This window comes from Sphingomonas arabinosi (genome assembly GCF_036663715.1).
GTDB lineage: Bacteria > Pseudomonadota > Alphaproteobacteria > Sphingomonadales > Sphingomonadaceae > Sphingomonas.
The window spans coordinates 203,863-216,900 of the sequence record NZ_JAXOJN010000001.1 but is presented as its reverse complement, the minus strand read 5'-3'; the positions used below and the strand labels follow the sequence as shown (position 1 = coordinate 216,900).

11 protein-coding genes are annotated in these 13,038 nt (G+C 66.9%); 1 reads left to right on the top strand and 10 read right to left on the bottom strand.

What is annotated here, in order from left to right; genetic code table 11:
- Positions 1-415: 415 nt before the first annotated feature.
- The 9 genes from U1708_RS01010 to U1708_RS00970 all read right to left on the bottom strand — a co-directional run bounded on the left by U1708_RS01010 (position 416) and on the right by U1708_RS00970 (position 10,054).
- Complete coding sequence (locus U1708_RS01010; protein ID WP_332741845.1) at positions 416-2,596, bottom strand: ATP-binding protein; 2,181 nt, start codon at positions 2,594-2,596, stop codon at positions 416-418.
- Positions 2,597-2,724: 128 nt separating this feature from the next.
- On the bottom strand, positions 2,725-3,711 hold the full coding sequence (gene bioB / locus U1708_RS01005) for a biotin synthase BioB (protein ID WP_332741843.1): 987 nt from the start codon (positions 3,709-3,711) through the stop codon (positions 2,725-2,727).
- A 125-nt stretch (positions 3,712-3,836) separates the two neighbouring features.
- Complete coding sequence (gene scpA, locus U1708_RS01000; RefSeq protein ID WP_332741841.1) at positions 3,837-6,113, bottom strand: methylmalonyl-CoA mutase; 2,277 nt, start codon at positions 6,111-6,113, stop codon at positions 3,837-3,839.
- 130 nt (positions 6,114-6,243) lie between these two features.
- A complete protein-coding gene (locus U1708_RS00995; protein WP_332741839.1) occupies positions 6,244-7,029 on the bottom strand; it encodes an enoyl-CoA hydratase-related protein in 786 nt (261 codons plus the stop codon).
- Between the two features lie 10 nt (positions 7,030-7,039).
- Positions 7,040-7,465: a methylmalonyl-CoA epimerase gene (gene mce, locus U1708_RS00990; RefSeq protein WP_332741837.1), complete on the bottom strand. Its 426-nt coding sequence runs from the start codon at positions 7,463-7,465 to the stop codon at positions 7,040-7,042.
- The gene (locus tag U1708_RS00985) at positions 7,462-7,974 is read right to left on the bottom strand and encodes a hypothetical protein (protein ID WP_332741835.1); all 513 of its coding nucleotides are present in this window, start codon (positions 7,972-7,974) and stop codon (positions 7,462-7,464) included. The genes mce and U1708_RS00985 overlap by 4 nt, the downstream gene beginning before the upstream one ends.
- A complete protein-coding gene (locus tag U1708_RS00980) occupies positions 7,971-8,189 on the bottom strand; it encodes a hypothetical protein (protein ID WP_093400484.1) in 219 nt (72 codons plus the stop codon). Before U1708_RS00980 ends, U1708_RS00985 begins: the two co-directional genes overlap by 4 nt.
- Positions 8,186-8,470, bottom strand: coding sequence for a hypothetical protein (locus tag U1708_RS00975; protein WP_332741827.1), 285 nt, complete (start codon positions 8,468-8,470; stop codon positions 8,186-8,188). The genes U1708_RS00980 and U1708_RS00975 overlap by 4 nt, the downstream gene beginning before the upstream one ends.
- A gap of 57 nt (positions 8,471-8,527) precedes the next feature.
- Complete coding sequence (locus U1708_RS00970; protein WP_332741826.1) at positions 8,528-10,054, bottom strand: acyl-CoA carboxylase subunit beta; 1,527 nt, start codon at positions 10,052-10,054, stop codon at positions 8,528-8,530.
- 100 nt (positions 10,055-10,154) lie between these two features.
- Here U1708_RS00970 and U1708_RS00965 point away from each other — a divergent pair, with 100 nt between their 5' ends.
- Complete coding sequence (locus U1708_RS00965; protein WP_332741824.1) at positions 10,155-11,549, top strand: helix-turn-helix domain-containing protein; 1,395 nt, start codon at positions 10,155-10,157, stop codon at positions 11,547-11,549.
- Positions 11,550-11,666: 117 nt separating this feature from the next.
- Here U1708_RS00965 and U1708_RS00960 read toward each other — a convergent pair whose 3' ends face one another.
- Entirely contained in the window at positions 11,667-13,019 is a 1,353-nt protein-coding gene (locus U1708_RS00960; protein ID WP_332741822.1) for an ammonium transporter, read from the bottom strand.
- Between the last annotated feature and the right edge of the window lie 19 nt (positions 13,020-13,038).

Below are 13,038 nucleotides of genomic sequence, written 5' to 3'. Positions count from 1 at the left end.
ACGTGCGCCTGCTGTCACCACCCCGGCGAAGGCCGGGGCCCAATTGGGGGCCGGTAGTGGTTGAGGTCGATCTGTCGTTACGACGACCTTGCCAATTGGGCCCCGGCCTTCGCCGGGGTGGTGCTATCGGAAGGCTGTGCAGCAGATACGGCCGTCGCCTGCGCTTCGTGTTCTCCCGCGAAGGCGGGAGCCCAGACTGGGCCCCCGCCTTCGCGGGGGAACAAGGATGCGCGGTTCGCTCGACTCGCAGGTGCTGGGAGGAATGCCACCCCTCTCCGTCACCCCGGCGGAGGCCGGGGCCCACCGTTCCGCATACTCGGTTCTCTCGAATGTGCGGGACGGTGGATGCCGGAACGAGTCCGGCATGACGGGGCGAGATGGGCGTTGGCCGGGGCAGAACTGGACGCCGCGTCGCTCAGTCCAGCTCGAGGATCACCTGATCGACCGCCAGGCTATCCCCGGTCTTCGCGGCGACCGACTTCACCGTGCCCGTCTTCTCGGCACGGAGGATGTTCTCCATCTTCATCGCCTCGACCACCGCCAGCGGCTGCCCTGCCTCAACCTTGTCCCCCGCCGCGACGTCAAGCCGGACCAGCAGCCCCGGCATCGGGCAGATCAGGAACTTCGACAGATCGGGCGCGACCTTCTCGATTAGGTGCGCGGTGTAGGGCGCGACGCGGGCCGGGAGCACGCGCGCGACGTGACTTGCGCCGCGGGTCGTCAGCTTGAAGCCGGCCCGCGCCTTCGCGATGCGGATCGTCAGGTGCTCGTCGCCGTCCTCGCCGTGACCATCCGCGACAACCATCCGGTCGCCCGGCGTGTATTCGAGCGACAGGTCAAGGTCTTCGCCGTCGACCGCGATGCCATCAGTCGAGACCGTCACGGCGTGGTCGGTCTTGTCGATCGTCACAACCCAATCGGCAGGCGGGCGGAGACGCTTGCCGAGCTGGCCGTCGATGCGGCGGGCGCGGTCGGCTTCCGCGGTGGCGGCGAAGGCGGCGACGGCGGCGAGCGTCTTCAGCAGTTCGGCGTCGGCTGGGGCGCCGTGGAAGCCCTCGGGATATTCCTCGGCGATGAACCCGGTGGTGAGCGCGCCCGACTGGAAGCGCGGGTGCTGCATGATCGCCGATAGGAAATCGATGTTGTTGCCCGGCCCTTCCAGCTCGAACGCGTCGAGTGCGGCGATCTGCGCGGCGATCGCGCCGTCGCGGGTGGGGGCCCAGGTGATGAGCTTGGCGATCATCGGGTCGTAGAACATGCTGACCTCGCCGCCCTCGCGGACGCCGTCGTCGACACGGACCCGGGGTCCTTCTGCCCCCCCTCCCGCAAGCGGGAGGGGGCTGGGGGGTGGGCTCGCGCTGTCGTCGAACGCTACCGTGGCGGTGGAGGAGAGCGCGTGCCCACCCCCGGCCCAGTTCGGGGTCGGATGTGCCCCCGGCACATCCTCGACAGTGCGGGGCACTGTCGACCCCGAACTCGCTTGCGGGAGGGGGGAAGTTTCGGGCGGATTGTACCGCACCAGCCGCCCGATGCTCGGCAGGAACCCGCGATACGGGTCCTCCGCATATACGCGGTTCTCGATCGACCAGCCGTTCAGCTTCACCTCGTCCTGCCCGAACCCAAGCGGTTCGCCGGCAGCAACCCGGATCATCAGCTCCACAAGGTCGAGCCCGGTGATCTCTTCCGTCACCGGATGCTCGACCTGGAGCCGGGTGTTCATCTCGAGGAAGTAGAACCCCTCCCCCGTCGTGTCCGCGCCCGAGACGATCAGCTCGACCGTGCCCGCCGAATAATAGCCGACCGCCTGCGCCAGCGCGACCGCCTGCTCGCCCATCGCCTTGCGCATCTTCGGCGTCACGAACGGCGACGGCGCCTCCTCGACGACCTTCTGGTGGCGGCGCTGGATCGAGCATTCGCGCTCGTTGAGGTAGACGATGTTGCCGTGCTGGTCGCCGATAAGCTGGATCTCGATGTGGCGCGGCGATTCGATGAACTTCTCGATGAACACGCGGTCGTCGCCGAAGGACGCCAGCCCCTCGCGCTTGGTCGCCTCGAAGCTTTCGCGGACGTCCTGTTCGCTATAGGCAAGCCGCATGCCCTTGCCGCCGCCGCCGGCCGACGCCTTCATCATCACCGGATAGCCGATGCCCGACGCGATCTCGACCGCGTGATCGGTGCTGTCGATCTCGCCGAGATAGCCCGGTACGACGTTGACGCCCGCGGCCTTGGCGAGCTTCTTCGATTCGATCTTGTCGCCCATCGCGGCGATCGCGTTGGCCGGCGGGCCGACGAAGGCGATCCCGGCCTCGGCGCAGGCCAGTGCGAAGCTCTCGCGCTCGGAGAGAAAGCCGTAGCCAGGGTGAATGCAGTCCGCGCCGGTTTCCTTGGCGGCGAGCAGGATCAATTCGGCCTTGAGATAGCTGTCGGCGGCGGGTGCCGGTCCGAGCCGGACGCTCTCGTCGGCCATCAGCACGTGCGGCGCGCGCGCGTCGGCGTCGGAATAGACCGCGACGGTCTTGATGCCCATCGCCTTGGCGGTCCGCATGACCCGACACGCGATCTCGCCGCGATTGGCGACCAGGATTTTCTTGAACAAACTATCTACTCCCCTCCCGCTGGCGGGAGGGGTCGGGGGTGGGCGCCCGGCCTCCTGCTACGGTATCGTCTGCGGTGAGCGCGAGCCCACCCCCAACCCCTCCCGTTCACGGGAGGGGAGCTAAGTCTTTACTCCGCCGCAGCCCGCATCGGTTCGGGGCCGACCATCGGCTTCATCCCCAGCTTCGCCAGCAGCGTCGCGTCGGCGCTGTCGCCGGCGTTGCCGGTGGTCAGCAGCTTGTCGCCGGTGAAGATCGAGTTCGCGCCCGCCATGAAGCACAGCGCCTGGGTGGCCTCGGACATGCTCTCGCGCCCGGCGGACAGGCGCACCATGCTCAGCGGCATCGTGATCCGCGCGACGGCGACCGTCCGGACGAACTCGATGTCGTCGATCTGTGCCATCGGCGTGCCGGCGAGCATGTCGCCGAGCGGCGTGCCCTTGACCGGGACCAGCGCGTTGACGGGGACGCTCTCGGGATGGCGCGGCAAGGTCGCCAGCGCGTGGACGAAGCCGACGCGGTCGCTGCGCGTCTCGCCCATCCCGACGATCCCGCCGCAGCAGACCGAGATGCCGGCATCGCGCACGTGTCCCAGCGTCTCCAGCCGATCGCCGAAGGTGCGCGTGGTGATGACGTTGCCGTAATTCTCCGGCGAGGTGTCGATATTGTGGTTGTAGTAATCGAGGCCTGCGTCGGCGAGCTGCTTGGCCTGGTCAGCGTCGAGCATGCCGAGCGTCATGCACGTCTCGAGGCCCATCGCGCGGACGCCTTCGACCATCGCCACGACCTTCGGCATGTCGCGCGGCTTCGGGTTGCGCCAAGCGGCGCCCATGCAGAAACGCTGCGATCCTGCGGCCTTGGCCTGCGCGGCATCGGCGAGGACCGCGTCGACGTCCATCAGCTTTTCCGCCTTCAGGCCGGAGTCGGACGAGGCGGACTGCGAGCAATAGCCGCAATCCTCGGGACAGCCGCCGGTCTTGATCGAGAGCAATGTGCAGAGCTGCACTTCGCCGATCGCGTGGTGCGCACGGTGGACGGTCTGTGCGCGGTACATGAGTTCGTCGAACGGGAGGTCGAACAGTGCTGCGATTTCGGGGCGGGTCCAGTCGGTTCGCACTTCGCTCCGCTCCCTGGAAGGGAGGGGTTGGGGGTGGGTAGGCGCATGAGGCGCGGTGTCGTCAGCCAACGGGCCAACCCACCCCCGGCCCCTCCCTTCCAGGGAGGGGAGTTCGATTGCATTCGTCATTCTGCGGCTTCCTCTTGCGGGGCCATGTTGTGGCCGAGGAGTTTCAACACGTCCTCGGCGGCCTGGATCAGGTTGGTGCCGGGGCCGAAGATCGCCTGGACCCCGGCATCGCGCAGCGCCTGATAGTCCTGTGCGGGGATAACGCCACCCGCGATCACCTTGATATCGGCGCGGCCCGCCTCGCGGAGATAGCCGATCAGTTCGGGGATCAGCGTCTTGTGGCCCGCGGCGAGGCTCGAGGCGCCGACGATGTCGACGTCGTTTTCGAGCGCGAGCGCGGCGGCTTCGGCGGGGGTCTGGAACAGCGGGCCGGGGACGATCTCGAAGCCCAGGTCGCCGAACATCGACGACACGAGGTTGGCGCCGCGGTCGTGGCCGTCCTGGCCCATCTTGGCGACCAGCATGCGCGGTTTGCGGCCCATCCGGCGTTCGGTCGCCTCGACGCCGTCGGTCAGGCGGGTCCAGCGCGCGTCGTCTTCGTAGGCGCCGCCGTAGATGCCGGATACTGGGGTCGGCTGCGTGCCATAGCGGCCGAACACGTCCTCCATCGCCGACGAGATTTCGCCGAGCGTGGCGCGGGCTCGGGCGCATTCGACGGCGAGCGCGAGGAGGTTGTTCTCAAATCCTCCCCGTTGCGGGGAGGTGGCGGCCGAAGGCTGACGGAGGGGGGCTTCCTCGGGCGTATCCGTTTGTGGAGCGCCCCCTCCACCAGCCGTTGGCTGGTCCCCCTCCCCGTTCCGGGGAGGAATGCGTGCGCCTTCGCGGAGGGCGTCCAGGGCGGCTTGGCACTTCGCTTCGTCGCGCGTCGCCTTTACCCGGTTGATCCGTTCGATCTGGCCCGCTCTCACCGCGACGTTATCAACGTCGAGGATCTCGATCGCGTCCTGTTCGGCGAGCTTGTACTTGTTCACCCCGACGATGACGTCCTCGCCGCGATCGACTCTTGCCTGTCGTCCAGCCGCTGCTTCCTCGATCATCGCCTTGGGCCAGCCCGCTGCGACCGCCTTCGCCATGCCGCCCTCGGACTGGATCCGCTCGATCAGCGCCCAGGCTCCGTCGACGAGGCTCTGCGTCAGGCTCTCGATATAATAGCTGCCGCCGAGCGGATCGACGACCTTGGTCATCCCCGTCTCTTCCTGGATCACGATCTGCGTGTTGCGCGCGATCCGTGCCGAGAAGTCGGTCGGCAGCGCGATCGCCTCGTCGAGCGCGTTGGTGTGGAGCGACTGCGTGCCGCCGAGCATCGCCGCCATCGCCTCGATCGTGGTGCGCATGACGTTGTTGTACGGGTCCTGCTCGGTGAGCGAGACGCCGCTGGTCTGGCAGTGCGTGCGCAGCATCTTCGAGCGCTCGTCCTGCGCGCCGAGCTGCGTCATCGCGCGGTGCCAGAGGACGCGGGCGGCGCGGAGCTTGGCGATTTCCATGAAGAAGTTCATGCCGATCGCGAAGAAGAACGACAGCCGCCCGGCGAACTTGTCGATGTCGAGCCCGGACGCGACGCCGTATTTCACATATTCCATGCCGTCGGCGATCGTGAAGGCGAGCTCGTGGAGCTGCGTCGCCCCGGCTTCCTGCATGTGATAGCCGCTGATCGAGATGCTGTTGAACTTGGGCATCTCGCGCGACGTGTAGCCGAAGATGTCCGAGATGATCCGCATGCTCGGCTCGGGCGGGTAGATGTAGGTGTTGCGGACCATGAACTCCTTGAGGATGTCGTTCTGGATGGTCCCGTCGAGCAGTTTGCGGTCGACGCCCTGCTCCTCGCCGGCGACGATGAAGAAGGCCAGGATCGGGATCACCGCGCCGTTCATCGTCATGCTGACCGACATCTTGTCGAGCGGGATGCCGTCGAACAGGATCTTCATGTCCTCGACCGAGTCGATCGCGACGCCTGCCTTGCCGACGTCGCCGGTGACGCGGGGGTGGTCGCTGTCGTAGCCGCGGTGGGTGGCGAGATCGAACGCTACCGACAAGCCCTTCTGGCCGGCGGCGAGGTTGCGGCGGTAGAAGGCGTTCGAGGCTTCGGCGGTGGAGAAGCCGGCATATTGGCGGATCGTCCAGGGGCGGCCGGCGTACATCGACGCGCGGACGCCGCGGGTGAAGGGCGCGAAACCGGGGAGGCCGGGGTCGGTGGTGACGTCGTCCGCGGTGTAGAGCGGCTTGACGTCGATGCCTTCTGGGGTCGGCCAGGTTAGGTCGGCGCCCTTTACTTCCTTGGCGGCGAGCGCTTGCCAGTCGGCGAGGGTTGGAGCGGATTCGGGCTTGTCGGTCATGCTGAAACTACCACCCCGGCGGAGGCCGGGGCCCAATTGGAAAGGTTGCTGTAACGGAGAGTAGCACCAGCCAAGGCGCCGTTGCCCAATTGGGCCCCGGCCTCCGCCGGGGTGGTGTTTGAGGCGGAGGTCATTTGCCCGTGAACACCGGCTTGCGCTTCTCGAGGAACGCACGACCGCCTTCCATGGAGTCCGCAGACCCACGCGCGTCGCGCTGGTTAGCCGCCTCCGCCTGCATCGCAGTCGCATAGTCCGTCTCATACGCCGCGGTAATCGCCCGCCGCATCAACCCGAGCGCGATCGTCGGCATCGCCGCCAGCCGCTTGGCCAGCGCGAACGCCTCCGCATCGAGCGCATCGTCCGCGACGACCTTGTGCACCATGCCCCAGTCCAACGCCTTCGCCGCGGGCACCCGCTCGCCAAGCATCATCATTTCCGTCGCGCGCGCGCGGCCGATTAGACGGGGCAGCATCCACGAGGCTCCGCCGTCGGGCACCAGCCCGATATTCACGAACGCCTGGAGGAAATACGCGCTCTCGCTCGCGACACAGAAATCGGCGGCAAGCGCGAGGCTGCAGCCGATCCCCGCCGCCGGCCCGCGCACCGCGCTCACCACCGGCACCGACAGATCGGCGATCGCCGCCATCGTCGGATTATAGCTGCCCGTCAGCGCCGCAAACGTAGCCTCGCCCGGATTGTCCGAGCCGAGCGCCCCGCCGCCGACATCCGCCCCCGAACAGAACGCCCGCCCCGCGCCCGCAATCAGCACCGCCCGCGCGCCATCCAGGTCGCCAAGCGCCGCGCGCAATTCCTCGAACATCGCCGGTGGCGCGGCGTTGAGCCGGTCGGGCCGGTTCAGCGTCAGCACGAGCACGTCGCCGCGCCGTTCGCTCAGGATATGCTCGTACGCGGCCATCAGATCTCTCCTAGTGCGCGCCGGTATCGCCCGGCGTCTCCATCAACTCGACGAGCATGCCGCCAAAGTCCTTCGGGTGAACGAACACGATCGGCGTGCCATGCGCGCCGATGCGGGGCTCGCCGAGCACGGTCGCGCCCTTCGCCTTCAGGTCGGCGACCGCCGCATGGATATCTGCCACCTCGAAACAGACATGATGCTGCCCGCCCGCCGGATTCTTGCGCAGGAAGCCCGCGATCGGCGAAGTCTCGTCATACGGCTCGATCAGTTCGATCTGCGTATTGGGCGCGTCGATGAAGCACACCTTCACCCCCTGCGCGGGCAGGTCGAACGGCTCGCCGATCGCGGTCGCGCCGAGCAACAGCCGATACGTCTCGACCGACTTCGCGATCGACGGCGTCGCGACCCCGACATGGTTGAGGCGACCCAGGCTCATGGCGCATCCTTGGGTGCTGGCGGCGGCGTGGGAACGACACCCAGCGTGTAGCCGCAGACGCCGAGCACCTGCCGGATCATCGCATCGCCGGTCGGCGCGACGAAGTTCGCCTGTACCGCAAAGTTTGCGCCATTGGTCGTCTCGACCCGCACCGTCTTCGACTTCACGAGGAAACTGGTCAGCTTGGTGATCGCGGCGGGATCGGCGATGTACGTACCGGTCCCCGGAAACTGCCAGGTATAGGTGAACGCCGGCCCACCATCGAAGCGCACGGCGACGGGCTTGTCCGCGCCCGACCCGAGCGGCTGCGGCTGGATGAACTGGATCGACACGATCGGTTCGGAGCCGACGTCGCACTTCACGACGAACCGCGAGAGCCCGTCATTGCCGGTGACCGACGCGGAGATGCTGCGCACGCCTGCCGCGTTGGTGCGATCGGCGAGTTTCCAGGCCGGGGCTGGCGCAGGCGCCGACACGGCAGCCGCCTGGAGCAGAAGAAACGCGATCATTCCTCGATCCTCCGCTGCTGCCGACCAGCGGCCATTGCCGCACCCTCGATCATCCCCTCGAGGCGAGACACCCGATCGCGCAGGTCGCCATGCGCCCCGGCAAGACCGGCGAGCCGCCCGCCAAGCTGAGCGACGTCCCGATCAAGGCCATCAAGCTGATCTTTCAGGGTTAGGATCGTCTTGAAAACGCCAAACGCCTTTTCACCGGCGCTCATGCCCTTTCGCCCGCCAGCACGGCATCCACAACAGCGCAGGTGCGCGCAATGTTCTCGCGCATCGATCGGATCGACGCCTTCATGTCGTCGACCGCGGCTTCGATCTCCGGAGCGAGCAATGTCAACGCAGCCTCCTCGCCGTGCGACGCGGGTTCGGTGATGTACCGCGTCGTCGCCTCGCGCACGACGCGGCCGACCGACATGCCACTATTCGCGGCAAAGGCATCGAGCGCGGCCTTGTGATCGGGCGTAGTCAGAAACGTCACGCGTTCGGTCTGCATGTCACGACTCCTTCGCATGACATGCTAATGTGCTTATCATAACCGAACAAGGATGACTCACAGCGGGATGTTATCATGCTTCTTCCACGGATTCTCCAGCGCTTTGCCGCGGAGCTTCCGTAGGCCGAGCGCGATGCGGCGGCGGGTCGAGTGGGGCTGGATAACTTCGTCGATGAAGCCCTTCGATGCGGCGACGAACGGATTGGCGAACCGCGCTTCGTATTCCGCAGTGCGTTCGGCGATCTCTCCGGGCGTCTTGCCCCGGAAGATGATCTCGACCGCGCCCTTCGCACCCATCACCGCGATCTCGGCGGTCGGCCACGCATAGTTGAGGTCGCCGCGCAGGTGCTTCGAGGCCATCACGTCGTACGCGCCGCCGTAAGCTTTGCGCGTGATGACGGTGATCTTCGGCACGGTCGCCTCGGCATAGGCGAACAGGAGTTTCGCGCCGTGCTTGATGATGCCGTTATGCTCCTGCGCGGTGCCGGGCAGGAAGCCGGGGACGTCGACGAAGGTCACGATCGGAATCTCGAACGCATCGCAGAAGCGCACGAACCGCGCCGCCTTCTTCGAGCTGTTGATGTCGAGCACACCCGCCAGCACCATCGGCTGGTTCGCGACGAAGCCGACGGTGCGGCCCTCGATGCGGCCGAAACCGGTGATGATGTTGGCCGCGTGCGCCGGCTGCGTCTCGAAGAAATCGCCCTCGTCGACGGTCTTCCGGATCAGCTCGTGCATGTCGTAGGGCTGGTTCGCCGACGCCGGGATCAGCGTGTCGAGGCTTTCCTCGATCCGGTCCCATTCGTCCGCGGTCGGGCGTTCGGGGACACCGTCACGGTTAGACGCGGGCAGGAAGTCGAAGAAATTGCGCGCGGCGAGCAGCGCTTCGATGTCGTTCTCGAACGCGTTGTCGGCGACCGATGTCTTGGTGGTGTGAGTCACTGCGCCGCCGAGCGCCTCCTGCGTCACGACCTCGTTGGTCACCGTCTTGACCACGTCGGGGCCGGTGACGAACATGTAGCTCGAATCCTTCACCATGAAGATGAAGTCGGTCATCGCGGGAGAATAGACCGCGCCGCCGGCGCAGGGCCCCATGATCAGCGAAAGCTGCGGCACGACGCCGGACGCGAGCGCGTTGCGCTGGAACACTTCGGCATAGCCGCCGAGCGAAGCCACGCCCTCCTGGATCCGCGCGCCGCCGCTGTCGTTGAGGCCGATGATCGGCGCGCCGACCTTCATCGCGCTGTCCATCACCTTGCAGATCTTCTGCGCATGACGTTCGCTGAGCGACCCCCCGAACACGGTGAAATCCTGGCTGAAGACGAAGACGAGGCGGCCGTTGATCGTGCCCGATCCGGTGACCACGCCGTCGCCGGGGATCACCTGGTCCTGCATGCCGAAATCGACGCAATTGTGCTCGACATACATGTCGAGCTCCTCGAACGATCCCTCGTCCAGCAGCACGTCAAGGCGCTCCCTCGCGGTGAGCTTACCCTTGGCGTGCTGCGCTGCGATCCGCTTGATACCCCCGCCCACTCTTGCGGCTTCGCGGCGTCGTTCAAGCTCTTCGATCGTCGATGACATCGTCTCTCCGTCCTGTTGCTGGCCTTCACAGAGCGGGACGCTTCGCGCAAATGCAATGTTGCAAAGTTGTACGGAGCATGTTTGCAAACTAGGTGGAGGCATGACCCTCCCCGCACGTCGCCTCTTCGTCGGACACCGCCTGCGCGACCTGCGCCGCGTTCTCGGGATCAGTCAGGCGGCGATGGCGGCGCGGATCGGGCTTTCGGTGAGCTACCTTTCGCAGATCGAGAATGGCGATCGGCCGGTGACGGAGGGCGTGCTGATCACGCTCGCGCGCGAGTTTCCGGCGGATTGGGGGAGCATCGATGCGGCGGACGATACCGCGCTGCTGATCGCGACGCTGGAGGCGGTGTCGGACACCAGCGTCGAGGCGCCCGCACTCGACGAGACCGCGGTGCGGCGGGCGGTGAAGCACCAGCCGTTGCTGGCGCAGCGGTTGGTCGCGATGCACGACGCGTATCGCCGCGCGCAGGAGCAGTTGCGCGCGCTCGACGATCGGCTGGTGGCGGGATCGGGGGCACCGGGGTTGCTGCCGTGGGAGGACGTGCGCGACTGGTTTCACGCGGCGGGCAATTATGTCGACACGCTCGATCTCCGCGCGGAGGAGATTGGCGAAACGCTGGGGGCGGATCGGATCGCGGCGCTGGAGGCTCGGCTCGCGGCGCGCGGCGTGTCCGTCGCGATCTCTGGCGCGCTCGCCGCACCATTGCGCGACTATGACGGCGCGACATTGCGGCTCGACGGATCGCAACCGGGCGAGACGACGCTGTTCTCGCTCGCGCACCAGGTCGCGCGGCACGAGTTCGGCGACGTCATCGGCGGGATCGTCGCTGCGTCGGAGATGGCATCGGAGACGGCGCGCGCGCTGCTGACCGCGGGGCTGACCAATTACGCGGCCGGGGCGATCGTCATGCCCTACACCCGTTTCCGCACCGAGGCGCGGAGTGTACGGCATGACATCGACCGGTTGCGGCGGATTTTCGGGACGAGCTTCGAGCAGACCTGCCACCGGCTTTCGACGTTGCAGCGGCCGGGGGCGCTAGGCATCCCGTTCTTCTTCTGTCGCGTCGACATGGCGGGGAATATCACCAAGCGCCACTCCGCCACGCGGTTGCAGTTCGCTCGGTTCGGGGGGGCGTGTCCGTTGTGGATCGTCCACGAGGCGGTGGCGATCCCCGACCGCATCCTGACGCAGTTGATCGAGACGACCGACGGCATCCGCTACGTTTCGATGGCGAAGGGGCTGGTGAAGCCGTCCGAGACGTACACGCGACCCGCACGGCGCTACGCGGTCGCGCTGGGGTGCGAAGAGGCGAACGCGTCGGAGTTCATCTATGCCGATGCTCTGGGGACCGGCGGGATCGCGACGCCGATCGGGTCGTCATGCCGTATCTGCCTGCGCACGGATTGCGACCAGCGCGCATTTCCCCCGGCGGCCAGCGGGATCCGGGTCGATCCGGACCGCCGCGGCGCAGTTCCGTACGAGGTCGTGTAGACTGCCCTTCCCCGACCGACAAAAAAAGGCCCGATGCGTTTTGCGCACCGGGCTTAGGATGTCCGCAGGAGGAACGTCGTGGGTGCGGGCTCGGGCGGCCCGCTACCGATCTGGTGTTCAGTTGTAGGCGCGCTCGCCGTGCTCGCCGATGTCGAGACCCTCGTGCTCGACTTCCGGCGAGACCCGCAGGCCGGTGACGGCCTTGGCGACGTAGATCGCGATCGTGGTGCCGATCGTGGCCCAGATGATCGTCACGATCACCGCCTGAAGTTGCACGAAGAGCTTGGCGCCCATCGCATAGTCCGCAGCCCCCGGCCCGCCGAGCGACGGGGCGTAGACCACCGCGGTGCCGATCGCGCCGACCATGCCGCCGATGCCGTGGATCCCGAAGGCGTCGAGCGAGTCGTCGTAACCGAGCATCGGCTTGAGCTTCGAGACCGCCATAAAGCAGATCAGCGAGGCGATCGCGCCGAGGATGATTGCGCCGAACGGGCCGGAGTTGCCCGCAGCGGGCGTGACGGCGACGAGGCCGGCGACGATGCCCGAGCAGAAGCCGAGCGCCGAACCCTTGTGACCCGAGAGCTTCTCGGCAAGCATCCAGAACAGGCCCGCCGATGCGGTGGCGACGAAGGTGTTGAGCATCGCGAGAGCGGCCGAGCCGTTCGCCTCGAGCGCGGAACCCGCGTTGAAGCCGAACCAGCCGACCCAGAGCAGCCCGGTGCCGATGCCGGTCATGACCAGCGAGTGCGGTGCCATCGGCTCCTTCGGATAGCCGATGCGCTTGCCGAGGATCAGCGCCGCGACCAGCGCCGAGACGCCGGCGTTGATGTGGACCACGGTGCCGCCGGCGAAATCGAGTGCGCCCGCCTTGAAGAAATAGCCCGACGATGCCCACACCATGTGCGCGATCGGGAAGTAGACGATCGTTAGCCAGATCAGGCCGAACACCATCACCGCTGAGAACTTCATGCGCTCGACGACCGAGCCCAGTACCAGCGCGATGGTGATCGCGGCGAAGGTCATCTGGAAACAGATGAAGACATATTCGGGGATCTCGACGCCAGCCGTGAAGGTCGCTGCCTGCGAGGCGGGCGTGACGCCGGCCAGGAACGCCTTGTCGAAGCTGCCGATGAAGTTGCTGAGCAGCGGGTTGCTCACGTCCGGACCGAACGCCAGCGTATAGCCCCACATCACCCAGATCAGCATAGCGAGCGCCGCGACGGCGCCGATCTGGGTCATGGTCGACAGCATGTTCTTCGACCGTGTAAGACCGCCATAGAACAGCGCGAGACCCGGCAGGATCATCATCAGGACGAGGACCGTCGAGGTCATCATCCAGGCGGTATCGCCCTTGTTCACGGTCGCCACCACCGGTGCGACGGCAGGCGCCGCGACCTCCTGTGCCCAGGCGGGTGCGGCGGCGATCATCGCCGCTCCGAACCCCAGAACCGCCGAGGCGGCTGTCTTCATGTCATGCTTCATCATGTCC